24 protein-coding genes and 2 tRNA genes are annotated in these 25,960 nt (G+C 43.3%); all 26 read left to right on the top strand.

What is annotated here, in order from left to right; genetic code table 11:
- Window positions 1–81 precede the first annotated feature (81 nt).
- Entirely contained in the window at window positions 82–375 is a 294-nt protein-coding gene (gene spoVG, locus DIC78_RS09915) for a septation regulator SpoVG (RefSeq protein WP_003218346.1), read from the top strand.
- Between the two features lie 191 nt (window positions 376–566).
- Window positions 567–1,937, top strand: coding sequence for a bifunctional UDP-N-acetylglucosamine diphosphorylase/glucosamine-1-phosphate N-acetyltransferase GlmU (gene glmU / locus DIC78_RS09910; RefSeq protein WP_024123619.1), 1,371 nt, complete (start codon window positions 567–569; stop codon window positions 1,935–1,937).
- A gap of 22 nt (window positions 1,938–1,959) precedes the next feature.
- A complete protein-coding gene (locus DIC78_RS09905; RefSeq protein WP_003218353.1) occupies window positions 1,960–2,913 on the top strand; it encodes a ribose-phosphate diphosphokinase in 954 nt (317 codons plus the stop codon).
- 84 nt (window positions 2,914–2,997) lie between these two features.
- Window positions 2,998–3,615 (top strand): 50S ribosomal protein L25/general stress protein Ctc, encoded by a 618-nt coding sequence (locus DIC78_RS09900; protein ID WP_024123620.1) that lies wholly within the window; start codon window positions 2,998–3,000, stop codon window positions 3,613–3,615.
- A gap of 105 nt (window positions 3,616–3,720) precedes the next feature.
- A complete protein-coding gene (pth, locus tag DIC78_RS09895; RefSeq protein WP_044153493.1) occupies window positions 3,721–4,287 on the top strand; it encodes an aminoacyl-tRNA hydrolase in 567 nt (188 codons plus the stop codon).
- Window positions 4,288–4,347: 60 nt separating this feature from the next.
- Window positions 4,348–4,578, top strand: coding sequence for an anti-sigma-F factor Fin (locus DIC78_RS09890; RefSeq protein WP_024123622.1), 231 nt, complete (start codon window positions 4,348–4,350; stop codon window positions 4,576–4,578).
- A gap of 69 nt (window positions 4,579–4,647) precedes the next feature.
- Window positions 4,648–8,181, top strand: coding sequence for a transcription-repair coupling factor (gene mfd, locus DIC78_RS09885; protein ID WP_095714733.1), 3,534 nt, complete (start codon window positions 4,648–4,650; stop codon window positions 8,179–8,181).
- Window positions 8,182–8,316: 135 nt separating this feature from the next.
- Entirely contained in the window at window positions 8,317–8,853 is a 537-nt protein-coding gene (gene spoVT / locus DIC78_RS09880) for a stage V sporulation protein T (protein ID WP_024123624.1), read from the top strand.
- A gap of 181 nt (window positions 8,854–9,034) precedes the next feature.
- Window positions 9,035–10,633 (top strand): putative polysaccharide biosynthesis protein, encoded by a 1,599-nt coding sequence (locus DIC78_RS09875; protein ID WP_106021678.1) that lies wholly within the window; start codon window positions 9,035–9,037, stop codon window positions 10,631–10,633.
- Entirely contained in the window at window positions 10,623–12,092 is a 1,470-nt protein-coding gene (yabN, locus tag DIC78_RS09870) for a bifunctional methyltransferase/pyrophosphohydrolase YabN (protein WP_106021679.1), read from the top strand. Before DIC78_RS09875 ends, yabN begins: the two co-directional genes overlap by 11 nt.
- Before the next feature lies 1 nt (window position 12,093).
- The gene (locus DIC78_RS09865; RefSeq protein WP_024123627.1) at window positions 12,094–12,354 is read left to right on the top strand and encodes an RNA-binding S4 domain-containing protein; all 261 of its coding nucleotides are present in this window, start codon (window positions 12,094–12,096) and stop codon (window positions 12,352–12,354) included.
- Window positions 12,355–12,432: 78 nt separating this feature from the next.
- Window positions 12,433–12,735, top strand: coding sequence for a sporulation protein YabP (yabP, locus tag DIC78_RS09860; protein ID WP_024123628.1), 303 nt, complete (start codon window positions 12,433–12,435; stop codon window positions 12,733–12,735).
- Window positions 12,732–13,367: a spore cortex biosynthesis protein YabQ gene (gene yabQ / locus DIC78_RS09855; protein ID WP_024123629.1), complete on the top strand. Its 636-nt coding sequence runs from the start codon at window positions 12,732–12,734 to the stop codon at window positions 13,365–13,367. The genes yabP and yabQ overlap by 4 nt, the downstream gene beginning before the upstream one ends.
- Window positions 13,368–13,384: 17 nt before the next feature.
- Complete coding sequence (divIC, locus tag DIC78_RS09850; protein ID WP_010332711.1) at window positions 13,385–13,762, top strand: cell division protein DivIC; 378 nt, start codon at window positions 13,385–13,387, stop codon at window positions 13,760–13,762.
- A gap of 80 nt (window positions 13,763–13,842) precedes the next feature.
- Window positions 13,843–14,229: a S1 domain-containing RNA-binding protein gene (locus DIC78_RS09845; protein WP_003218379.1), complete on the top strand. Its 387-nt coding sequence runs from the start codon at window positions 13,843–13,845 to the stop codon at window positions 14,227–14,229.
- Window positions 14,230–14,396: 167 nt separating this feature from the next.
- Window positions 14,397–14,473, top strand: a tRNA-Met gene (locus DIC78_RS09840).
- 9 nt (window positions 14,474–14,482) lie between these two features.
- A tRNA-Glu gene (locus tag DIC78_RS09835) sits at window positions 14,483–14,554 on the top strand.
- A 199-nt stretch (window positions 14,555–14,753) separates the two neighbouring features.
- Window positions 14,754–17,237 (top strand): stage II sporulation protein E, encoded by a 2,484-nt coding sequence (spoIIE, locus tag DIC78_RS09830; RefSeq protein WP_127696176.1) that lies wholly within the window; start codon window positions 14,754–14,756, stop codon window positions 17,235–17,237.
- Between the two features lie 84 nt (window positions 17,238–17,321).
- Window positions 17,322–18,059, top strand: coding sequence for a vWA domain-containing protein (locus tag DIC78_RS09825; RefSeq protein ID WP_024123631.1), 738 nt, complete (start codon window positions 17,322–17,324; stop codon window positions 18,057–18,059).
- Window positions 18,025–19,047 (top strand): protein kinase domain-containing protein, encoded by a 1,023-nt coding sequence (locus DIC78_RS09820; RefSeq protein ID WP_106021680.1) that lies wholly within the window; start codon window positions 18,025–18,027, stop codon window positions 19,045–19,047. Before DIC78_RS09825 ends, DIC78_RS09820 begins: the two co-directional genes overlap by 35 nt.
- A 103-nt stretch (window positions 19,048–19,150) precedes the next feature.
- Complete coding sequence (gene tilS / locus DIC78_RS09815) at window positions 19,151–20,563, top strand: tRNA lysidine(34) synthetase TilS (RefSeq protein WP_127696174.1); 1,413 nt, start codon at window positions 19,151–19,153, stop codon at window positions 20,561–20,563.
- A 2-nt stretch (window positions 20,564–20,565) separates the two neighbouring features.
- Window positions 20,566–21,108 carry a hypoxanthine phosphoribosyltransferase gene (hpt, locus tag DIC78_RS09810; protein ID WP_038954341.1) on the top strand — a complete coding sequence of 181 codons (543 nt, stop codon included), beginning with the start codon at window positions 20,566–20,568 and terminating at the stop codon, window positions 21,106–21,108.
- Window positions 21,109–21,205: 97 nt separating this feature from the next.
- Window positions 21,206–23,122, top strand: a complete 1,917-nt coding sequence (ftsH, locus tag DIC78_RS09805) for an ATP-dependent zinc metalloprotease FtsH (RefSeq protein ID WP_024123634.1) — start codon at window positions 21,206–21,208, stop codon at window positions 23,120–23,122.
- 188 nt (window positions 23,123–23,310) lie between these two features.
- On the top strand, window positions 23,311–24,087 hold the full coding sequence (locus tag DIC78_RS09800; RefSeq protein ID WP_024123635.1) for a type III pantothenate kinase: 777 nt from the start codon (window positions 23,311–23,313) through the stop codon (window positions 24,085–24,087).
- Between the two features lie 11 nt (window positions 24,088–24,098).
- Window positions 24,099–24,974 (top strand): redox-regulated molecular chaperone HslO, encoded by an 876-nt coding sequence (gene hslO, locus DIC78_RS09795; RefSeq protein ID WP_024123636.1) that lies wholly within the window; start codon window positions 24,099–24,101, stop codon window positions 24,972–24,974.
- Between the two features lie 48 nt (window positions 24,975–25,022).
- Window positions 25,023–25,916 carry a peptidyl-prolyl cis-trans isomerase gene (locus DIC78_RS09790; RefSeq protein WP_127696172.1) on the top strand — a complete coding sequence of 298 codons (894 nt, stop codon included), beginning with the start codon at window positions 25,023–25,025 and terminating at the stop codon, window positions 25,914–25,916.
- The last annotated feature ends 44 nt before the right edge of the window (window positions 25,917–25,960 follow it).

Genomic DNA, 25,960 nt, shown 5'->3' with positions numbered 1-25,960 from the left:
TTAAAAAACAGCAGGAATTCAGAAAAAATCGTGGAATTGATACACTAATGCTTTTATATAGGGAAAAGGTGGTGAACTACTGTGGAAGTTACTGACGTAAGATTACGCCGCGTGAATACCGATGGTCGCATGAGAGCGATTGCATCCATCACGCTGGATCACGAATTTGTTGTTCATGATATTCGTGTGATTGATGGAAACAATGGTCTTTTCGTTGCGATGCCGAGTAAACGCACCCCTGATGGAGAGTTCCGCGATATTGCTCATCCTATTAATTCAAGCACGCGAGGAAAGATTCAAGATGCCGTGTTAAATGAGTATCATCGTCTGGGTGACACTGAAGCATTAGAATTCGAAGAAGCTGGAGCTTCTTAAAAAATAACCAAAAAGCAAGGACTGCTGATAGGGCTGAGACAAGCCTTTTTCCGGCAGTCCTTTTTTAATTCTGATTTTTCAAACTAAAATGCACCCATAGAAAATTCTTGCACTTCATGAAGTCTCCTTGAAATCAACTGATATTTAGGATATATTTTTCTATGGATAAAAGGGATATTGGAGGCCATTAAATGGATAAGCGGTTTGCAGTTGTTTTAGCGGCTGGACAAGGAACAAGAATGAAATCAAAGCTTTACAAAGTCCTTCATCCAGTTTGCGGTAAGCCTATGGTAGAGCACGTCGTAGACGAAGCCTTAAAGTTATCTTTAACGAAGCTTGTCACGATTGTCGGACATGGTGCGGAAGAAGTGAAAAAGCAGCTTGGTGATAAAAGCGAGTATGCGCTTCAAGCAGAACAGCTTGGCACTGCTCATGCTGTAAAACAGGCACAGCCATTTCTTGCTGACGAAAAAGGTGTAACGATTGTCATTTGCGGAGATACGCCGCTTTTAACAGCGGAGACAATGGAAGCGATGCTGAAAGAACATACACAAAAAGAAGCAAAAGCTACGATCTTGACTGCAGTTGCAGAAGATCCGACTGGATACGGCCGAATCATTCGCGGTGAGAGCGGAGCGGTTCAAAAAATCGTGGAGCACAAGGACGCTTCAGAGGAAGAACGTCTTGTGACTGAAATCAATACTGGAACGTATTGTTTTGATAATGAAGCTCTATTCCGGGCCATTGACCAAGTATCGAACGATAATGTTCAAGGCGAGTATTATTTGCCGGATGTGATAGAGATCCTCAAAAATGAAGGCGAAACTGTTGCCGCTTACCAGACTGGTAACTTCCAAGAAACGCTCGGAGTTAATGATAGAGTTGCTCTTTCTCAGGCTGAATTGTTTATGAAAGAGCGGATTAATAAACGGCATATGCAAAATGGCGTTACGCTGATTGACCCGATGAATACGTATATTTCTCCTGAAGCTGTCATCGGAAGCGATACTGTGATTTATCCTGGAACTGTGATTAAAGGTGAGGTGCAAATCGGAGAAGATACGATTATCGGCCCTCATACTGAGATTATGAATAGTTCAATTGGCAGCCGTACTGTGATTAAACAATCGGTAGTCAATAACAGTAAAGTGGGGAATGATGTAAACATAGGACCTTTTGCTCACATCAGGCCTGATTCTGTCATCGGGAATGAAGTGAAGATCGGGAATTTTGTTGAAATCAAAAAGACGCAATTCGGAGACCGAAGCAAGGCTTCTCATTTAAGCTATGTCGGGGATGCTGAAGTAGGCACAGACGTCAACTTGGGCTGCGGTTCAATTACTGTCAATTATGATGGAAAGAATAAATATTTGACGAAAATTGAAGACGGCGCATTTATCGGCTGCAACTCCAATTTGGTTGCCCCTGTCACAGTCGGAGAAGGCGCTTATGTAGCGGCAGGCTCAACTGTTACGGAAGATGTACCTGGAAAAGCACTTGCTATTGCCAGAGCGAGACAAGTAAATAAAGACGATTATGTGAAAAATATTCATAAAAAATAATCCTAAATTCGGAGGTTTATCCATGTCTAATCAATACGGAGATAAGAATTTAAAGATTTTTTCTTTGAATTCTAATCCAGAGCTTGCAAAAGAAATCGCAGATATAGTTGGAGTTCAATTAGGGAAGTGTTCTGTCACAAGATTTAGTGACGGGGAAGTCCAAATTAATATCGAAGAAAGTATTCGCGGATGTGACTGTTACATCATCCAGTCTACAAGTGACCCCGTTAACGAGCATATTATGGAACTGTTGATTATGGTAGATGCGTTGAAACGCGCTTCTGCAAAAACCATTAACATTGTTATTCCTTATTACGGTTATGCGCGTCAAGACAGAAAAGCTAGATCCCGTGAGCCAATCACAGCAAAGCTTTTCGCAAACCTGCTTGAAACTGCCGGTGCGACTCGTGTCATTGCGCTTGATCTGCATGCACCGCAAATTCAAGGATTCTTTGATATACCGATTGACCACTTAATGGGTGTTCCGATTTTAGGAGAATATTTTGAAGGCAAAAACCTTGAAGATATCGTCATTGTTTCACCAGACCACGGCGGTGTGACACGTGCCCGCAAACTGGCTGACAGACTAAAAGCGCCGATTGCGATCATTGATAAGCGCCGTCCGAGACCGAATGTGGCAGAAGTCATGAATATTGTAGGTAATATCGAAGGGAAGACCGCTATCCTTATCGATGATATCATTGATACTGCCGGCACCATTACACTTGCAGCTAATGCGCTCGTTGAAAACGGAGCAAAAGAAGTTTATGCATGCTGTACACATCCGGTACTATCAGGACCTGCTGTTGAACGGATTAATAACTCAACAATTAAAGAGCTTGTTGTGACAAACAGCATCAAGCTTCCTGAAGAAAAGAAAATTGAACGGTTTAAGCAGCTTTCAGTCGGACCGCTTCTGGCTGAAGCGATTATTCGCGTTCATGAGCAGCAATCTGTCAGCTACCTTTTCAGCTAAACCGATTTTGAAAGGTTTAAACCTTTATCGTTATGGGTATTGTTTCTAATAGGACAATAAAACGATAATAGGATGGTGCTGAATATGGCAACGTTAACGGCAAAAGAAAGAACAGGTTTCACCCGTTCGTCTCTTCGGGATATCCGTACTTCAGGACATGTTCCAGGTATCATTTATGGAAAAGACACGGCAAACAAACCGGTATCCTTAGACAGTGTGGAACTTATCAAAACACTGAGGGATGAAGGCAAGAATACAGTCATTACACTCGACGTCAACGGAGAGAAGCACGCTGTCATGGTAACAGAGCTGCAAACGGACCCGCTGAAAAATGAGGTCACTCATGCTGACTTCCAAGTAGTCAATATGAGTGAAGAAATTGAAGTGGAAGTGCCGATTCATCTGACCGGAGAAGCAATTGGAGTGAAAAATGGAGGCGTATTGCAACAGCCGCTTTACGCTCTTACCGTGAAGGCGAAGCCAAAAGCAATTCCGCAATCGATCGAGGCAGACATTTCTGGTCTTGATGTAAATGATGTACTCACGATTGAGGACTTGCCTGCCGGCGGTGACTACTCCTATAATCACGAATCAGATGAAGTTGTGGCTTCTATTCTTCCTCCGCAGCAGCAGGATGCTGCAGAAACAGACGCTGAGGAAACTGCCGATGCTCAGCCTGAAGGTGAAAACGAAGATCAATAATAGCTTAAGGCGTAACCCTCCCGCGGTTACGTCTTTTGTGCTAGAATGAGAAGAATTATAGCCCGTGTTAGAGCGGGAGCTTATGTGACTAAGGGAGGATTTGCCATGCTTGTAATTGCTGGCCTCGGAAACCCGGGAAAGAACTATGAAAATACAAGGCATAATGTCGGATTTATGGCAATAGACCAGCTTTCGAAGGAATGGAACATTGAGCTGAACCAGAGCAAATTTAACGGATTATACGGAACCGGATTTGTTTCCGGCAAAAAGGTTCTACTTGTTAAACCGCTTACATATATGAATTTATCAGGAGAATGTTTGCGGCCTTTAATGGATTATTATGATGTAGACAACGAAGATTTAAAAGTCATTTACGATGACCTTGATCTTCCGACTGGCAAGATCCGTCTAAGAACGAAAGGCAGTGCCGGCGGGCATAATGGCATCAAATCACTGATCCAGCATCTCGGAACGCCTGAGTTTGATCGCATCCGCATCGGAATCGGGCGGCCAGTGAACGGGATGAAGGTGGTTGATTATGTTTTAGGCGCTTTTACAAAGGATGAAACACCAGCAATTGATGAAGCGATTGGAAAGTCCGTTAAGGCTTGTGAGGCTTCTCTCAGCAAACCATTTTTAGAGGTTATGAACGAATTCAACGCGAAGGTATAAAATACATAATCAAAGTCCATACTACACCAAAATGACTTTTTCATCAGGAGGGTCCCTTGTATGGCTTTGCATTATTATTGTCGTCATTGCGGAGTAAAAGTTGGAAGTCTGGAATCTTCCATGGTATCGACAAACTCACTTGGATTTGAGCACTTAACAAACGAGGAAAGAAACGATATGATTTCATATAAAGACAATGGAGATGTCCATGTTCTTACAATATGTGAAGATTGCCAAGAGGCGCTTGAACGAAATCCGCATTACCACGAACATCACACATTTATTCAATAAAAAGCTTTGGTGTAGACACTAGACCAAAGCGTTTTTCTGTTCTTACAGAAAACAGAGAGGAGGGGCCATATGGACAACATTCAAACCTTTATTAAAGAAAGCGATGACTTCAAATCCATCGTCAACGGTTTAAACGAGGGGCTGAAGGAACAACTGCTCGCGGGTCTTTCAGGTTCCGCGCGTTCTGTTTTTACTTCTGCTCTGGCTAATGAAACGAATAAGCCTATCTTTCTAATCACCCATAATTTATACCAAGCTCAGAAAGTAACGGATGATCTGACTTCACTTCTTGGAGATCGGTCTGTCCTTCTGTACCCCGTCAATGAACTCATATCATCAGAAATCGCGGTGGCTAGCCCTGAACTGCGGGCGCAGCGCTTAGATGTCATTAATAGATTAACAAACGGAGAAACGCCTATAGTTGTTGCTCCGGTGGCGGCTGTCAGAAGAATGCTGCCGCCGGTAGAGGTGTGGAAAAACAGCCAAATGCTCATTCAGGTGGGTCATGATATCGAACCGGATCAGCTGGCATCCCGACTGGTAGAGGTGGGATACGAGCGGTCTGATATGGTTTCTGCACCCGGTGAATTCAGTATTCGCGGCGGAATTATCGACATTTATCCGCTGACCTCTGAGCATCCGGTCAGAATCGAATTATTCGACACCGAGGTTGATTCCATCCGCAGCTTTAACTCCGACGATCAGCGGTCAATTGAAACCTTGACCTCCATCAGTATCGGTCCGGCAAAGGAACTGATTATCAGAGCTGAAGAAAAAGCACGTGCAATAGAGAAGATGGATAAAGGCCTTGCCGACAGCTTGAAAAAATTAAAGCTCGACAAGCAAAAAGAAATCCTGCATATGAATATTTCTCATGATAAAGAGCGTTTATCTGAAGGCCAGACAGATCAAGAACTGGTGAAGTACCTTTCATATTTTTATGAAAAACCTGCTAGTTTGCTAGATTATACACCTGATAACACGCTTCTTATTTTGGACGAAGTCAGCCGGATTCATGAAATGGAAGAGCAGCTTCAAAAGGAAGAAGCGGAGTTTGTCACAAATCTGCTGGAGGAAGGGAAGATTTTGCATGACATCAGTCTGTCATTCAGCTTCCAAAAAATAGCTGCTGAACAAAGACGGCCTTTGCTGTACTATTCTTTGTTTTTACGCCATGTTCAGCATACGAGCCCGCAAAATATCGTAAATGTATCCAGCAGACAAATGCAGAGCTTCCACGGGCAAATGAATGTTCTTGCCGGTGAAATGGAGCGGTTTAAAAAATCAAACTTCACCGTTGTGTTTTTGGGAGCAAATAAGGAACGTACACAAAGACTGTCTTCTGTTTTGGCCGATTATGAAATCGAAGCGGCGATGACTGACAGCAAAAAGGCGCTTGTTCAGGGACAGGTTTATATCATGGAAGGCGAGCTTCAATCAGGATTTGAGCTGCCGTTAATGAAGCTTGCTGTCATTACTGAAGAAGAATTGTTTAAAAACCGCGTGAAAAAGAAACCTCGAAAACAGAAGCTTACGAATGCAGAGCGCATCAAGAGCTATTCCGAGCTTCAAATTGGTGATTATGTCGTTCATATTAATCACGGGATCGGAAAGTATTTAGGGATCGAAACCCTTGAGATCAATGGAATTCATAAAGACTATTTAAACATTCACTATCAGGGAAGCGACAAGCTTTATGTGCCGGTTGAACAAATTGACCAGGTACAGAAGTATGTCGGATCAGAAGGAAAAGAACCGAAGCTGTATAAGTTAGGCGGCAGCGAATGGAAGCGGGTTAAGAAAAAAGTAGAAACATCCGTTCAAGACATCGCTGATGACTTAATTAAACTGTATGCCGAAAGGGAAGCGAGCAAGGGCTACGCATTTTCTCCTGATCATGAAATGCAGCGTGAATTTGAATCGGCGTTCCCTTATCAAGAGACAGAAGATCAGCTCCGCTCTATTCACGAAATCAAAAAAGACATGGAAAGAGAGCGGCCGATGGATCGACTGCTTTGCGGAGACGTAGGCTACGGGAAAACAGAGGTTGCCATCCGGGCGGCGTTTAAAGCAATCGCTGATGGAAAACAGGTCGCACTGCTTGTCCCGACAACCATTTTGGCTCAGCAGCACTATGAGACCATTACAGAGCGCTTTCAGGACTACCCGATGAATATCGGCCTGCTTAGCCGATTCAGAACAAGAAAAGAAGCAAACGAAACGATCAAAGGATTGAAAAACGGAACGGTTGATATCGTCATTGGGACACACCGACTGTTATCAAAAGATGTTGTTTATAAAGACTTAGGGCTGCTCATCATTGATGAGGAGCAGCGTTTTGGTGTCACCCATAAAGAAAAGATCAAACAGATTAAAGCCAATGTGGATGTATTAACATTAACAGCAACGCCGATTCCGCGTACGCTGCATATGTCTATGCTTGGCGTAAGGGATCTCTCGGTGATCGAGACGCCGCCGGAAAACCGCTTCCCTGTACAGACATATGTTGTGGAATACAATGGTGCCCTTGTCAGAGAGGCGATTGAGCGCGAGCTTGCGCGCGGTGGCCAAGTCTATTTCTTATACAACAGGGTAGAGGATATCGAACGGAAAGCAGATGAGATTTCAATGCTTGTCCCTGACGCGAAGGTTGCGTATGCCCACGGGAAAATGACAGAAAATGAATTAGAAGCTGTCATGCTGAGTTTCCTGGAAGGGGAATCAGACGTTCTCGTCAGCACAACAATCATTGAAACGGGTGTAGATATTCCAAACGTGAATACGCTGATCGTGTTTGACGCCGACAAGATGGGTCTTTCCCAGCTTTATCAGCTGCGTGGACGTGTCGGCCGTTCTAACCGTGTAGCGTATGCGTATTTCACGTATCGCCGGGATAAAGTGCTTACTGAAGTAGCTGAAAAAAGACTGCAGGCGATTAAAGAATTTACGGAGCTGGGATCTGGTTTTAAAATCGCCATGCGCGACTTAACGATTCGCGGAGCCGGAAACCTCCTTGGCGCTCAGCAGCACGGCTTTATCGATTCGGTCGGATTTGACCTCTATTCGCAAATGCTAAAAGAGGCCATAGAAGAGCGGAAAGGCGATACAGCGAAAACGGAGCATTTTGAAACAGAAATTGATCTTGAGCTTGATGCGTACATTCCGGAAACTTACATTCAAGACGGCAAACAGAAAATTGATATGTATAAACGCTTCAGATCTGTGGCTTCAATTGAAGAGAAAAATGAACTTCAAGATGAGATGATTGACAGGTTTGGAAATTATCCAAAAGAAGTTGAATACTTGTTTACCGTAGCTGAAATGAAGGTTTATGCGAAAAATGAACGGGTCGAATTGATTAAGCAAGATAAAGATGCAGTCAGGCTGACCATTTCTGAAGAGGCTAGTGCTGATATTGACGGCCAGAAACTGTTTGAGCTTGGCAACAAATACGGCAGACAAATCGGACTGGGAATGGAAGGAAAAAAACTCAAAATTTCCGTTCAAACGAAAGGCAAGACTGCGGATGAATGGCTCGAAACCGTGCTGGGCATGCTGAAGGGCCTTAAAGATGTGAAAAAACAAACCATTTCATCAACGTAAATTTTGTTACTCTCTGGTGTATATTACATTTGATGTGACGGATACTAATTTCAAGCGAGGCGGAAGGTACATAAAGTAACTGCTTTAGGTCTTTCCCACATTGTATAACCATCAAATGAAAGAGAGGCACCAGAGATGAAAGCAACCGGTATCGTACGTCGTATTGATGACTTAGGACGGGTCGTGATTCCTAAAGAAATTCGCAGAACGCTGAGAATCAGGGAAGGCGATCCGCTTGAGATTTTTGTAGATCGTGACGGAGAAGTCATTTTGAAAAAATACTCTCCGATAAGTGAGCTTGGAGACTTTGCAAAGGAGTATGCAGACGCGCTTTATGACAGTCTTGGCCATTCAGTGCTTATCTGTGACCGTGATGTCTACATTGCCGTCTCCGGAAGTTCCAAAAAAGACTACTTAAACAAGCCGATCAGCGAAATGCTGGAAAAAACAATGGATCAGAGAAGTTCCGTGCTTGAGAGCGATGCAAAATCCGTGCAGCTTGTGAATGGAATTGATGAAGATATGAGTTCTTATACTGTCGGCCCAATTGTGGCGAATGGCGACCCAATAGGTGCTGTCGTGATTTTTTCAAAGGATCAGACGATGGGCGAAGTAGAGCATAAAGCCGTTGAAACAGCAGCTGGGTTTTTGGCTCGTCAAATGGAACAGTAGGTCTTATTACAATTATCAAAATAGGTATAGAAAGAACAGCTCTCCTTGGGACGCTGTTCTTTTTTGTGCAGGCTGAAAAAGGATTCCAAGGGTTGGGATATGGTATAATAACCTCGTTTTTATTTGTACCAAGGTCATTGCGAACTCTGCATGGCCCCTGACGTTGGGAAGGAGCTTTTGGATGGATGATTCAATACGCGTCAAACGGCATTGGATGTGGCAGGGGGCTTTTGTTTTAATTCTGGCAGGCGTTATTTCAAAAATATTAAGCGCCGTTTACAGAGTCCCATTTCAAAACATTGTCGGCGATGTTGGATTTTATATATATCAGCAGGTATACCCTTTTCTTGGTATTGCCGTCATGCTTTCAACATCAGGATTTCCGGTGATTATTTCTAAACTTATGAATGATTATAGTGAAAAAAACCATAACACCATAATGAAAATTTCAGCGCTGGTTTTATCGGTAATAGGTGTTTTTTTATTTCTGTGTTTATATATGGGAGCTGTTCCGATCGCTCTGTTTATGGGTGATTCGCATCTCGCCCAGTTAATTCAAGTAACAGCATATGCGTTTCTTCTGTTTCCATTTGTCGCGCTGCTCAGAGGCGTTTTTCAAGGGAGGCACAATATGCTGCCATCCGCTTTATCGCAAATCATGGAACAGTTTTTGCGGGTAGCGGTGCTTTTAGGGTTATCTTTTTGGCTCATCAAAAAGGGTGCCTCGCTTTATACTGCGGGAGCGGCAGCTGCTTCTGGTTCTCTTGCCGGAAGTTTGATTGCGCTTATCATCCTTGTCTTTTTTTGGTTCAAAACGAAAAAGCCTGAAAAAGCGGAAATAGAAAAAGAAAGTCACATTACAACAAATCAATTAATTAAGAAACTGCTTTTATATTCGGTAACGATCTGTGTCAGCAGCCTGCTGCTTTTGTTTATTCAGCTTGTCGATGCGCTGAATTTATATTCTTTGCTGTCTGGCGGTGAGGTGAGTGAAGAAGCAAAGCGGCTGAAAGGAATTTATGACCGGGGGCAGCCTCTTTTGCAGCTCGGTTCTGTTTTCGCAATGAGCATCGGGACCTCACTCGTACCGTTGATTTCAAAGGCGGTAAAGGACAATCAAGTGCTGGTGATGAAACAAAGAGTGACGTCTTCCTTAAAGCTGTGTCTTGCGATTGGCGTTGCGGCGTCTGCTGGTCTCATCTGCATCCTCAAGCCGGTCAACATTATGCTGTTTCAAAATAGTGAAGGAACAGCTGCGTTACAGATATTTAGCTGCTCCATTTTGTTTGCGTCCTTGGCGGTCACGGCTGCTGCTGTCTTACAGGGAACGGGAAACACGGTATTTCCTGCAATAGCGGTAGGCGCAGGCGTGGCTGTGAAATGGGTGTTAAATACCTTTTTGGTTCCGCGTTATGGAATTGAAGGGGCTTCATTTGCGACAGCGGCTACCTTTGCGGCTGTCGCCGGCCTTAATTTATATCGCCTGCGGCAAAAAGAATGGCTGGACAAGCTGAGAGGCGTTATGCTTCCGATTATTGGGTCCGCTTTATTGATGTCAGCTGTCTTGCTTGCTTATTTACGCCTTTGGTCTTTTCTGTTTGATGCGGAAGGAAGAGGATATGCGGCGGTTGAAAGTGTTTCTGCTGTCGCCATTGGAGGCGCGGTGTTTATTTATTGTATGATGAAATTGGGAATATTTACGGATGAAGAGCTCAACAGTGTGCCTTTTGGCAGCAAGTTAAGCAAACTCACACGAAGGAGAGAACAAAATGGCAGGTAACATTACAGTCGTCGGGCTTGGCGCCGGAGACATGGACCAGTTGACAATTGGCATACATAAGCTGCTGACAAAGGCGGACACTCTGTTTGTCAGAACAAAAGACCATCCTTTAATTCAGGAGCTAGAAAGCGAAACGAAGAACATTCGTTATTTTGATGATATATATGAGAAGCACGACCAGTTTGATGCGGTATACGAAGAAATTGCTGACATTCTCTTTGGAGAAGCGAAGCATCAGGACGTTGTTTATGCGGTTCCGGGGCATCCATTTGTAGCAGAAAAAACAGTACAGCTGCTGACGGAGCGGCAGGAAGAAAAAAACATTCAGGTGAAAGTCGCGGGAGGACAAAGTTTTCTTGATGCTACTTTTAATGCCTTGCAAATTGATCCCATTGAAGGCTTTCAATTTGTGGATGCCGGCACATTGAGCGCGGATGAGCTTGAGCTCAGACATCACCTGATCATTTGTCAGGTTTACGACCAAATGACTGCATCCGAAGTGAAGCTGACATTAATGGAGAAGCTGCCGGATGATTATGAAGTTGTGATTGTAACGGCCGCCGGAAGCCGCGATGAGGATATTCGGAGAGTGCCTTTATTTGAATTGGACCGTAATGTCGCCATGAATAACTTAACAAGTGTTTATATTCCGCCGATTAAAGAAGAGAAGCTGCTGTACCGGGAGTTCTCCGCGTTTCGGCGCATCATCAGAGAGCTTCGCGGGCCTAACGGCTGTCCGTGGGATAAAAAGCAGACTCATCAGTCATTAAAACAATACATGATTGAAGAGTGTTATGAACTTCTCGAAGCAATTGACGAAGAAGACACAGACCATATGATCGAAGAGCTTGGCGACGTTTTGCTTCAGGTCCTGCTTCACGCGCAAATCGGTGAAGATGAAGGTTATTTCACAATAGATGATGTGATTAAAGGGATCAGTGAAAAAATGGTCCGAAGACATCCCCATGTGTTTAAAGATGTTAAGGTTCAGGATGAAAACGATGTTTTGGCAAATTGGGAAGATATTAAAAAAGCCGAAAAACATACATCTGAAGAATCCTTGTTAGACAACGTCCCGAAAACCCTTCCTGCTCTTTCTAAAGCTGCTAAACTTCAGAAAAAAGCGGCAAAAGTCGGTTTTGACTGGGAAGATGTGAGTGATATTTGGGAAAAGGTGAATGAGGAGATGGAGGAATTTTCTTCGGAGGTTTCTGAAGACCCTCATGAACACAATCTCAAGGCCGAATTTGGCGACGTTCTCTTCGCCTTGGTAAATGTAGCCCGCTTCTACAAAATAGAACCGGAGGAAGCATTGGCGATGACAAACGATAAATTCCGGAGACGTTTCTCTTATATTGAGCAAACAGCGAAGGAAAAGGGAATCGAGCTGGCTAATATGTCTCTTGAGGACATGGACAACCTGTGGAATGAAGCAAAAGAAACTGAGAGGAGATCATAATATGAGATTAGATAAATTTTTAAAAGTATCACGGCTGATTAAACGACGTACACTAGCGAAGGAAGTAGCTGATCAAGGCAGAATCTCCATTAACGGAAATCAGGCTAAAGCAAGCTCAGACGTAAAACCTGGAGATGAATTAACGGTCCGCTTCGGCCAAAAGCTTGTAACGGTACAAGTGAATGAGCTCAAAGACACGACGAAAAAAGAAGAAGCCGCAAATATGTATACGGTGCTAAAGGAAGAAAAACTCGGCGAATAGGCTTGTTCTAAAAGAATCCCCCGCCTCATACAATGCAGTAATAATGCTAAAAGTATCGAGGATATGGGGGCTGAATAGATGAATTCATATTATGAACAAAAAGGTTCTTCTTCTGTTCCGGAACAGCACGATGTGACAATGAAAGGCCGGAAACATTTAGATATTTCTGGGGTTAAGCAAGTTGAAAGCTTTGATAACGAAGAATTCCTGCTGGAAACAGTGATGGGAATGCTCTCAGTCAGAGGCGAAAACCTTCAAATGAAAAATCTTGATGTAGAAAAAGGGATTGTTTCGATCAAAGGCAGGGTATTTGATTTAGTGTATTTAGACGAGCAACAAGGGGATAAAGCTAAAGGGTTTTTTAGCAAGTTGTTTAAATGACGCTGACGACACAATTCTATACAATGCTGGCGATGTCCGGTATGGGCCTCTGGCTTGGCGCGTCGCTTGATACGTACAGGCTCTTTGTCATTCGTGCCAGAACAGCCAGGTGGCTTTTATTTATTCATGATATTCTTTTCTGGATTTTGCAGGGGCTGCTCTTCTTTTATGTCTTGCTTCATGTAAATGAGGGAGAATTCAGGCTGTACATTTTTTTGGCGGTTCTGCTGGGCGTTGCGACGTATCAAAGCCTTTGCAAACGAATCTATATAAAAATACTGAAATTCGTCATTTATCTTGTTGTTTCTGTTTATCAATTCTTAAAAAAGCTCATTCAGCACGTGTTATTTCGTCCTATTGTGTGGACATGCGGAGTCATCATCTGGCTGGTCACGTTTCTTTTTCAGAGAACATACCGCCTGATCGGTTTTCTCATGTTATGTCTTTATAAAATAGTCATGGTTCTGTGTTTTCCGATCCGCTTTATCGTGAAACAATGTATGAAACTTCTTCCTGAAAAACTGCGTCTAACTTTCAGACGATATTTTCAAAAAGGTGCAGGATTTCTAAAAAAGAAGAAGAAACTATTGGTAACCATAAGAACGACCATTACACGTTTTTTGAAGAGATGAAAGGAGGACCGTCTGATTTGAATTTTTCCAGGGAACGAACGATAACTGAAATACAAAACGACTATAAAGAAAAAGTAGAGCGGCAAAATCAGCTGAAGAAAAGAAGAAGAAAAGGGCTGTACAGACGGTTGACTGTATTCGGCGCCCTCGTATTTCTGACGGCAATTGTACTGGCAAGCTCTGTATGGAGCCAAACATCTTCCCTTAGCGCAAAAGAAGAAAAGAAAGAACAGCTTGAAAAAGAACTGAAGAATTTAAAGACAAAGCAAACGGATTTAAAAGAAGAAATATCCAAATTAAAAGATGAAGATTACGTCACAGAGCTTGCCAGAAGAGACTTATTCATGTCTGGAGACGGTGAAATAATCTTTAATGTGGAGAAGAAGAACAAGTAGCCTTGTTGACACTTAAATTTTTATTTAGGTATAATTAAGCAAACGATCTTTTTATAAGCCTAAGGAGGAGCACTTTTTTTATGTCGATTGAAGTGGGCAGCAAGTTGCAAGGGAAAATTACAGGTATTACAAATTTTGGAGCATTTGTTGAATTGCCTGGAGGCTCAACCGGTCTCGTTCATATCAGTGAGGTAGCCGATAATTATGTTAAAGACATTAATGATCACTTAAAAGTCGGCGACCAAGTTGAAGTGAAAGTCATCAACGTTGAAAAAGACGGGAAAATTGGTTTATCTATTAAAAAAGCTAAAGACCGTCCGCAAGCCAGACCTAGAAATGATTTCCGTCCGAAAGAATCTTTTGAACAGAAAATGAACAAGTTTTTAAAAGATAGCGAAGATCGCTTGTCATCTTTAAAACGCAATACGGAATCAAAACGTGGAGGGCGCGGAGCAAGAAGAGGATAACTTGCTGCTTTCTATAAATAAATGAAGCATCCGTTCGTCCCAACGGATGCTTTTTTTATATGCTCTCTCAAGGTAAGAGTCAGAAAATTATAACATTAAAGTTTCTGTTGACGAAAAGGATAAACCTTTGTATTATATAACTTGTGCTTAGAAGCACAAAACAATATGGCGGTGTAGCTCAGCTGGCTAGAGCGTACGGTTCATACCCGTGAGGTCGGGGGTTCGATCCCCTCCGCCGCTACCATATTTGTTAGGCCCGTTGGTCAAGCGGTTAAGACACCGCCCTTTCACGGCGGTAACACGGGTTCGAATCCCGTACGGGTCATACTGAAAAATCGGTTTCTGTTACAGAAACCGATTTTTTTCATTTTTAGACATCTTTCTGGAAATTCTCCGCATAAACGAATTTCAGGGCAGAAACCGTCGAAGACTTCTTTGGTATACTTACCTTCTTTTGACAAAATCCTATCTGTGCTTTCGCTATAATGACAGGCAACGAATATAACAGGTGGGAGATGAGTGAAATGGAAAAAGCAGAAAGAAGAGTGAACGGGCCAATGGCGGGACAAGCTTTTGAAAAACTCCAATCGTTTTTTAACAGGGGAGCGAAGCTGGTGACTCATCATTTGCATTCACTGTTTTTCTATAAAGGATTCATTTATGTCGTCATCGGGTTTTTGCTTGGACGAGCTTTCATATTATCCGAGGTCCTTCCTTTCGCCCTTCCTTTCTTTGGGGCAATGCTTCTGATCAGAAGAGACAAGGCGCTGTATGCAGTGCTGGCTGTGCTTGCAGGTGCAATGACAATTTCTCCGAAGCACTCATTACTCATATTAGCGGCGTTGCTTGCATTCTTCGTGTTTTCTAAAGTAGCATCCTTCATCACAGATGATCGTGTGAAAGCCCTTCCGATTGTCGTGTTCTTCTCCATGGCGGCGGCAAGAGCGGGTTTTGTTTACGCTCAGAATGGCGCGTTTACAACCTATGATTATGTGATGGCTGTTGTAGAAGCGGGGCTGTCCTTTATTTTAACGCTGATTTTCCTCCAAAGCCTTCCGATTTTCACAGTGAAGAAAGTAAAACAATCCTTAAAAATAGAAGAAATCATTTGTTTTATGATTCTGATTGCTTCGGTGCTGACTGGACTTGCAGGCTTGTCCTATCAAGGGATGCAGGCAGAACATATCCTGGCCCGTTATGTTGTATTAAGCTTTTCCTTCATCGGCGGTGCAAGCATCGGCTGTACAGTGGGTGTCGTGACAGGCCTGATTCTCGGCTTAGCCAATATCGGAAATCTCTATCAAATGAGTCTGCTCGCTTTTTCGGGTTTATTAGGCGGTTTGCTGAAAGAAGGAAAAAAAGCGGGTGCGGCAATCGGGCTGATTATCGGATCGCTTCTTATTTCTTTATATGGAGAAGGCTCTGCCAGTCTGATGACAACGCTCTATGAGTCATTGATAGCAGTCGGCCTGTTTCTGCTTACGCCTCAGTCCATCACAAGAAAAGTGGCGAGATATATTCCGGGTACTGTGGAACATCTTCAGGAGCAGCAGCAATACGCGAGAAAAATCAGAGATGTCACTGCTCAAAAGGTGGATCAGTTCTCCAATGTATTTCATGCATTGTCAGAAAGCTTTGCAACCTTTTATCAAGCGTCTGACGAACAAACAGATGACAGCGAAGTCGATCTGTTTTTAAGTAAAATTACGGAGCATTCCTGTCAAACGTGCTACAAGAAAAACAGGTGCTGGGTTCAGAACTTTGATAAAACATATGATTTAATGAAACAAGTTATGCTTGAAACAGAGGAAAAAGAGTATGCTTCAAACCGAAGGCTGAAAAAGGAGTTTCACCAGTACTGCTCTAAATCACGTCAGGTTGAAGAGTTGATAGAGGATGAACTTGCCTATCATCATGCGCATTTAACCCTTAAGAAAAAAGTGCAGGACAGCAGGCGGCTTGTGGCTGAACAGCTCTTGGGTGTTTCAGAGGTCATGGCAGACTTTTCTCGGGAAATAAAAAGGGAGAGGGAACAGCACTTTATCCAAGAAGAACAAATTATTGAGGCTCTTCAGCATTTTGGAATAGAGATTCAGCAGGTGGAAATTTACAGCCTTGAACAGGGGAACATTGATATTGAAATGACAATCCCATTCAGCGGGCATGGAGAAAGTGAAAAAATCATAGCGCCTATGCTTTCTGACATTTTGGAAGAGCAAGTTCTCGTGAAAGCCGAGCAGCATTCGCCGCATCCAAATGGATACAGCCATGTCGCGTTTGGATCAACAAAATCGTACAGAGTGTCTACGGGTGCGGCTCATGCAGCGAAGGGCGGCGGCCTTGTCTCCGGCGACAGCTACAGCATGATGGAGCTGGGCGCAAGAAAATATGCAGCTGCTATCAGCGACGGCATGGGCAATGGCGCGAGGGCTCACTTTGAAAGCAATGAAACGATTAAACTTCTTGAAAAGATCCTTGAATCAGGAATTGATGAAAAAATAGCAATCAAAACGATCAACAGCATACTGTCTCTGCGGACAACGGATGAAATATATTCCACGCTCGATCTTTCTATTATCGACCTTCAGGATGCGAGCTGTAAGTTTTTAAAGGTTGGATCAACACCGAGCTTTATCAAACGGGGTGAGCAGGTGATGAAAGTCCAAGCGAGCAATCTGCCAATCGGCATTATTAACGAATTCGACGTTGAGGTTGTGAGTGAGCAGCTGAAGGCGGGAGACCTCCTGATCATGATGAGTGACGGTATTTTCGAAGGCCCTAAACACGTGGAAAATCATGATTTATGGATGAAGCGCAAAATGAAAGGGTTAAAAACAGATGATCCGCAGGAAATTGCTGACTTACTCATGGAGGAAGTGATTCGCACAAGATCAGGCCAAATTGATGATGATATGACGGTTGTTGTCGTCCGAATTGATCACAACACACCAAAGTGGGCGTCTATTCCCGTTCCGGCCATCTTTCAAAGCAAACAAGAAATTTCATAACGCTTCCGTATAAATCAATTTTCTTCTGGCGAAGATGAAACTATATGAATCTGAGAATCATCGTATTCTCCAGGAGGAATGAATGTGAACAACGGACGTTTAAATCAAATTCTGCTGATAACGGATGGCTGCTCAAATCATGGTGAAGACCCGCTTGCTATGGCTGCTTTTGCTAAAGAGCAAGGGATTACAGTAAATGTCATAGGTATAATGGAAGAAAACAAAATTGACCACGAGGCTATGAAAGAAGTCGAAGGGATTGCGCTTGCTGGAGGCGGCGTGCATCAGGTCGTCTACGCATCACAGCTTTCGCAAACGGTTCAGATGGTAACAAAAAAAGCAATGACGCAAACCCTGCAAGGGGTGGTAAATCAAGAACTGAAGCAAATCCTGGGAAAGAATGTGGAAATGGAGGAGCTTTCTCCGGAAAAACGCGGCGAAGTCATGGAAGTGGTAGATGAACTGGGAGAAACGGTGCATCTTCAGGTTTTGGTTCTCGTTGATACAAGCGCGAGTATGGCGCCAAAGCTGCCTACAGTGAAAGAAGCACTGATTGACTTGTCCGTTAGTCTTAATTCCCGAATAGGGAATAATGAATTTGCGATGTGTATATTTCCCGGGAAAAAACAAGAGGTCGAGCTTGTGCTAAATTGGACACCGAAGCTGCAGTCTCTTTCCACACTCTTTGCGAAGCTATCGACAGGCGGCATCACGCCGACAGGTCCGGCGATTCGTGAAGCGACACAGCAATTCGAAAAAATCCGCTCAAGAAGGAGCATGCTGGCAGATGATGAACGACACTTTGACGAGTTTGGCATGTAGCCTCAAGCCGGGAACGAGAGTAAAGGGTAAGTGGAATGGAAATACTTACACACTGCGTAAACAGCTTGGAAAAGGGGCCAATGGAATTGTGTATTTGGCAGAAGCATCAGATGGACATGTTGCCTTAAAGGTAAGTGATGACAGCCTGTCTATTACTTCTGAAGTGAATGTCTTAAAATCTTTTTCTAAGGCCCAGTCCGTAACGATGGGGCCTTCTTTTTTTGACACTGATGATGCCTTTATTCCCAGTGCTAATACAAAGGTTTCATTTTATGCAATGGAATACATAAAAGGCCCGTTGCTTTTACAATTCGTCAGTGACAAAGGAGCAGAATGGATTCCGGTCTTGATGATTCAGCTGTTAACCAGCTTATCCGTGCTTCATCAGCAAGGGTGGATATTCGGCGACCTTAAGCCGGATAATCTGATTGTCACCGGTCCGCCAGCCAGAATCCGCTGCATAGATGTAGGCGGAACAACCAAGGAGGGCCGAGCGATAAAAGAGTATACCGAGTTTTACGACAGAGGATATTGGGGGTATGGGACAAGAAAAGCAGAGCCCTCTTACGACTTGTTTGCGGTTGCTATGATTATGATCAACTGTGTACATAAAAAGGAATTCAAAAAAACAAGCCAGCCAAAGGAACAACTGCGATCTTTAATCGAAGGCAGTCCGGTGTTGCAAAAGTATAAAAAAGTGCTTATTTCTGCTTTAAATGGCCATTATGATTCCGCTGACGAGATGAAAAGAGAGATGCTCGCAGCAGGGCAAAAGGCAGCGCAAAGAAAACAGGCCGGAAAAACGCCAACTTCGGCGCAACCTATCTCAAGACAAAGACAGCAAAAAATGCGCCAGGGAAAAGTAACACAGACGAGATATGCACCTAAAAAGAAGGGCGCTAAGTCCGGAGGGTTATTCGAAACCGCTCTTATCGTAATCAGTGTTTTGGCGCTTTATTTCGCTTACATTATCTTTTTCCTTATTTGACAGCCGCAATCTGCAATACCCATGCTTCTTCTTTGCTTGGAAGGATTGAAAGTGATAGGATATGAATATCTTTAAAATACCTGCTCATTGTGAGGAGGACATTGTGAACAGTGTCAAAGATTTTTTTATCAAACACAATCTTACGTTAAAAGGGGCGACAATTATTGTAGGCGTTTCCGGCGGTCCGGATTCGATGGCTCTCCTTCACGCGCTTCATGCGTTATACGGCCGTTCAGCCAATGTGATTGCGGCTCACGTAGACCACCGGTTCAGAGGGGCACAATCTGAGGAAGACATGCGTTTTGTCCAAGCATATTGTGAGGCTGAACAGATCAAATGTGAAACGGCTCAAATCAATGTAACTGCGTATGCTGAGAAAAACGGTCTCAACAAGCAGGCAGCTGCCCGTGATTGCCGATATCAGTTTTTTAAGGAAGTGATGTCCAAGCATCAAGCGGATTATCTTGCACTTGCTCATCATGGAGATGATCAGGTTGAAACAATGCTTATGAGACTGGCCAAAGGCACACTCGGAGCTGGACTTGCCGGCATGCAGCCGCTAAGACGGTTTGAAACGGGACAGATGATCAGACCATTTCTAGCCATTACAAAAGAAGAGATTCTTCATTATTGCCATGAAAACGCTTTGAGCTACCGGACGGACGAAAGCAACGCCAAAGATGATTACACTAGAAACAGATTCAGAAAAGCAGTGCTCCCTTTTTTGAAACAGGAATCACCGGATGTGCATAAAAGGTTTCAGAAAGTAAGCGAAGCACTGACTGAAGATGAGCAATTCTTACAGTCATTAACGAAAGAAGAAATGAATAAAGTAATCACAAGCCAGTCTAAAATATCAGTTGAAATCAATTCCTCTCAATTGCTTGCCCTCCCGATGCCTTTACAAAGAAGAGGAGTTCAACTAATATTAAACTATCTTTATGAAAACGTTCCATCATCCTTTTCCGCTCATCATATTCAGCAGTTTTTGGATTGGGTGGATAAGGGCGGTCCTTCAGGAGTACTGGACTTTCCGAAAGGACTGAAGGTGGTCAAATCATATCAGACATGTTTGTTTACATTTGAACAATGGCAGTGCAAAAATGTTCCCTTTGAATATCAAATAAGCGGAGCTGCCGATGAGACGGCAGTGCTCCCAAACGGATTTCTGATAGAGGCAAAGCGTAACGCGGAATCTCTTGAAGGTCATGGGAATTCTGTTTTTATTACAAGTCAAGATAAGGTGAGATTTCCCTTGACGATCCGGACAAGAAAAGCCGGCGATCGGATAAAACTAAAAGGGATGAACGGCTCGAAAAAGGTAAAGGATATATTTATTGATAAGAAATTGCCTCTGCAAGAAAGAGACAACTGGCCGGTTGTGACGGATGCAAGCGGTGAAATTATCTGGATACCGGGCTTGAAAAAATCCATTTTTGAAGATCTTGTGATTCCAAACAGTGACCGCATTGTATTACAATATAGACAGCATGAAAAGTGTAGGGGGCAAGCATAATCATGATGAAACATGATATTGAAACAGTTCTGATCTCAGAGGAAGAGATACAAGAGAAAGTAAAAGAGTTAGGTGCAGACTTAACAAGCGAGTATCAAGATAAATTTCCGTTGGCAATCGGTGTGTTAAAAGGAGCTCTTCCTTTTATGGCGGATCTTATCAAGCATATTGATACATATTTGGAAATGGATTTCATGGATGTATCAAGCTACGGAAAATCTACGGTTTCATCTGGAGAAGTAAAAATCATTAAAGATTTGGATACATCTGTAGAGGGCCGGGACATCTTAATTATTGAAGATATCATCGACAGTGGGTTAACCTTAAGTTATCTAGTAGAGCTCTTCCGATACCGTAAAGCAAAATCAATTAAGATTGTTACCCTTTTGGATAAACCAAGCGGAAGAAAAGCGGACATTAAAGCAGACTTCGTCGGCTTTAAAGTTCCTGACGCGTTTGTAGTGGGTTACGGACTTGATTATGCTGAGCGCTATCGCAATCTGCCTTATATCGGAGTGTTAAAACCGGCAGTTTATGAAAGCTGATCGGCAGCCTGCTTCCGAGATGGTTATTGGTTGTATTGGAATGATTTTCTATGGTACTATTGAACATAGTTGTGCTTACTGTGGGAGGAGGTAAGGAATGAATCGGGTCTTCCGTAATACCATTTTTTATTTACTTATTTTATTAGTAGTAATCGGGGTTGTGAGCTACTTCCAGACCTCAAATCCGAAAACAGAAAATATGTCGTACAGCACGTTCATCAAAAACCTGGATGACGGGAAAGTTGATAGCGTGTCGGTTCAGCCTGTCAGAGGTGTTTATGAGGTAAAAGGACAGCTGAAAAATTACGACAAGGATCAATACTTTTTGACTCATGTTCCTGAAGGTAAGGGAGCAGACCAGATCTTTAATGCTATAAAAAAGACAGATGTAAAGGTTGATCCCGCTCAAGAAACAAGCGGATGGGTGACGTTCCTGACGACCATCATCCCATTTGTCATTATCTTTATTCTGTTCTTCTTCCTGCTCAATCAAGCTCAAGGCGGCGGCAGCCGTGTCATGAACTTTGGTAAGAGTAAGGCGAAGCTATATACAGAGGAAAAGAAACGCGTCAAATTTAAAGACGTTGCAGGGGCAGACGAGGAGAAACAAGAACTTGTGGAAGTTGTTGAATTTCTGAAAGATCCCCGCAAGTTTGCCGAGCTTGGCGCAAGAATCCCTAAAGGTGTGCTTTTAGTTGGACCTCCGGGTACCGGTAAAACACTTCTTGCAAGAGCATCAGCCGGTGAAGCCGGTGTACCATTCTTCAGCATCAGCGGATCTGATTTCGTTGAAATGTTTGTAGGTGTCGGTGCTTCCCGTGTGCGTGACTTGTTCGAAAACGCGAAAAAGAATGCGCCTTGTTTGATCTTCATTGATGAAATTGACGCAGTCGGACGCCAGCGTGGAGCGGGTCTCGGCGGCGGACACGATGAACGTGAACAGACGCTCAACCAATTGCTTGTTGAAATGGACGGATTCAGTGCCAATGAAGGAATTATCATCATTGCCGCAACGAACCGTGCGGACATCTTGGACCCAGCCTTACTTCGTCCGGGACGTTTTGACCGTCAAATCACAGTGGACCGCCCAGATGTAATTGGACGTGAAGCTGTATTGAAAGTCCATGCGAGAAATAAACCGCTGGATGAAACGGTAAATCTGAAATCGATTGCCATGAGAACACCTGGTTTCTCAGGCGCTGACTTAGAAAACCTATTGAATGAAGCTGCTCTTGTGGCGGCTCGTCAAAACAAGAAAAAAATCGATGCTCGCGACATTGATGAAGCTACGGACCGTGTTATTGCCGGACCAGCTAAGAAAAGCCGCGTCATCTCCAAGAAAGAACGCAATATCGTGGCATATCACGAAGGCGGACACACCGTTATCGGACTCGTTTTAGATGAGGCTGATATGGTTCATAAAGTAACGATTGTTCCTCGGGGTCAGGCTGGCGGTTATGCAGTTATGCTTCCAAGAGAAGACCGTTACTTCCAGACAAAGCCGGAGCTGCTTGATAAAATTGTCGGTCTCTTGGGCGGGCGTGTTGCTGAAGAAATTATCTTTGGCGAAGTCAGCACAGGAGCGCACAATGACTTCCAGCGTGCGACAAATATTGCAAGACGAATGGTTACAGAATTCGGTATGTCAGAAAAACTGGGACCGCTGCAATTTGGACAGTCTCAGGGTGGCCAGGTATTCTTAGGCCGTGATTTCAACAACGAACAAAACTACAGTGATCAAATTGCCTACGAAATTGATCAGGAAATTCAGCGCATTATCAAAGAGTGTTACGAGCGTGCGAAAACAATCCTGACAGAAAATCGTGACAAGCTTGAATTGATTGCTCAGACGCTTCTGGAAGTTGAAACACTGGATGCTGAACAAATCAAACATCTTGTCGATCACGGAACATTGCCTGAGCGTAAGTTCTCTGATGATGAGAAGAACGATGATGTCAAAGTAAACATTCTGTCAAAAACAGAAGAAGAAAAGAAAGACGATACGAAAGAGTAACGCTTTCTGATAAAAACTGCCGGCTGACGCTGGCAGTTTTTTTATGTGAATCCCGCCTCTGTTGCCGCCTTTTCAATCATCCAATTATGGTATCGATTTGTTTACAAATGAGCCGCCGATCGTGTATGGTATTGTAGAATGTTTGTAAAAGTAATGATAGAGAAACTATTCAAAAGTGGTGATAGAGGTTGTTACTTGTTATTGATGTGGGGAACACCAATACTGTACTTGGTGTATATCATGAGGGTGAATTAGAATATCACTGGCGTATAGAAACAAGCAGGCATAAAACAGAAGATGAGTTTGGGATGATTCTGCGCTCTTTATTTGATCATTCAGGTCTCATGTTTGAACAAATAGAAGGCATTATTATTTCTTCAGTTGTGCCGCCAATCATGTTTGCGTTAGAGAGAATGTGCACAAAATACTTTCATATCGAACCGCAAATTGTCGGTCCTGGTATGAAAACCGGTTTAAATATAAAGTACGACAATCCGAAAGAAGTAGGCGCTGACAGAATCGTAAATGCTGTTGCGGCCATTCACTTGTACGGCAATCCTTTGATTGTTGTTGATTTCGGTACAGCCACAACGTACTGTTATATCGATGAAAACAAACAATATATGGGCGGAGCGATTGCGCCTGGAATTACAATTTCGACTGAGGCGCTGTACTCGCGTGCGGCGAAGCTTCCGCGTATTGAAATCGCCCGGCCTGACAATATTATCGGAAAAAGCACTGTAAGCGCGATGCAATCAGGGATTTTATTTGGCTATGTCGGCCAAGTGGAAGGAATCGTAAAACGAATGAAATGGCAGGCAAAACAAGAACCGAAAGTCATTGCGACAGGCGGTCTTGCGCCATTAATCGCAAACGAATCAGATTGTATAGACATCGTTGATCCATTCTTAACCCTAAAAGGGCTGGAATTGATTTATGAACGAAACCGCGTGGGAAGTGTATAGGAGGTTTTGCAATGGATTATTTAGTAAAAGCGCTGGCGTATGACGGAAAAGTTCGGGCATATGCTGCAAAAACGACTGATATGGTGAATGAAGGACAGAGACGGCATGATACATGGCCGACAGCATCCGCTGCACTGGGCCGTACAATGACAGCTTCACTAATGCTTGGTTCTATGCTGAAAGGTGATGATAAGCTGACAGTGAAAGTGGAAGGCGGCGGGCCAATCGGCGCGATTGTTGCTGATGCGAATGCTAAAGGGGAAGTCAGGGCATATGTCTCAAACCCGCATGTTCATTTTGACTTGAATGAACACGGCAAGCTGGATGTCAGACGAGCTGTTGGAACAGATGGAACATTAAGTGTTGTAAAAGATTTAGGCCTGCGCGAGTTCTTCACAGGGCAAGTAGAAATCGTTTCCGGAGAACTGGGGGAAGATTTTACGTACTATCTTGTATCATCGGAGCAGGTTCCTTCTTCTGTAGGTGTCGGCGTGCTTGTTAACCCAGACAACACCATTTTGGCGGCAGGAGGTTTCATTCTTCAGCTCCTTCCGGGAACAGATGATGAAACCATTACAAAAATTGAACAGCGTTTATCTGTAGTAGAACCTATTTCTAAACTGATTCAAAAAGGGCTTGCACCGGAAGAAATTTTGGAAGAAGTCTTAGGAGAAAAGCCTGAGATTTTGGAAACCATGCCTGTTAAATTCCATTGCCCTTGTTCAAAAGAGCGTTTTGAAACAGCCGTTTTAGGACTAGGCAAAAAAGAAATTCAAGATATGATAGAAGAAGATGGACAAGCCGAAGCAGTATGCCATTTTTGTAATGAAAAGTACTTATTTACAAAAGAAGAGCTGGAAGAGCTTCGAGACCAAACGACCCGCTAAGCTCTTTAGCGGGTTTTTTGAATTTAAGAAAAGGGGCTGACAGTAAATTTGAAATCAAGAACAATCTGGACAATCATTTGGGGCGCGCTGCTGGTATGCTGTATCGCAGTGGCATATACACTGACGAAATCTCAAGCCAGTGCTTCCCCGTCCGACGAGTCCATTGCTACTATTGGAGGCAAAAGCGTCACAAGAGAAGAATGGCTGAAGGAAATGGAAGATGAATACGGAAAATCAACACTTGAAGATATGATCAATGTCCGAGTGGTAGAGCAGCTTGCCAAAAAGAACAATCTCAAAGTATCTAAAAGCGAAATTGATCGGGAATTTCTGCTGATTAAGGCGGTGAATAATTCATTTTACGAAGACGAGCATACAACTGAAAAAGAGTGGAAAGACCAAATTCGCTATAATATTCTTCTTGAGGAATTATTAACAAAGGATATTGATATTTCAAAGACAGAAATGAAATCATTTTATAATCAAAATAAAGAACTGTATCAGTTTGATAATTCGTATCGTATTCGGCATATTGTTGTAAAGGATGAAGAGGAAGCCAGACAAGTTTTAAAAGAGCTTGAAGGCGGCTCGAGCTTTGAAGCTGTTGCGGCGGAACGGTCCACAGACAGGCATACGTCACCGTACGGGGGAGATTTAGGGTTTGTCACCGAGGCATCAGACAACATTCCGTCATCATACATTGAAGAAGCAAAGACACTAAAACAAGATGAATGGTCAAACGAACCGATAAAGGTAAACAACGGCTATGCGATTATTCAACTGAAAGAAAAGTTAAATGCGAGAACGTTCTCATATGATGAAGTGAAGAATCAGATTAAACGCCAGATCGCAATGGATCAGTTAGGTGATAAAGCAACTGTAAAATCGCTTTGGAAAGAAGCTGACGTGTCTTGGTTCTATGGGGAAAAAAGTACTAAATGATTGACAAAAAATTTTGAAATTGATAGATTATATACATAATACCA

The sequence above is a fragment of the Bacillus halotolerans genome (assembly GCF_004006435.1).
Lineage (GTDB): Bacteria > Bacillota > Bacilli > Bacillales > Bacillaceae > Bacillus > Bacillus halotolerans.
This window is presented reverse-complemented; position numbering and strand designations above follow the sequence as displayed.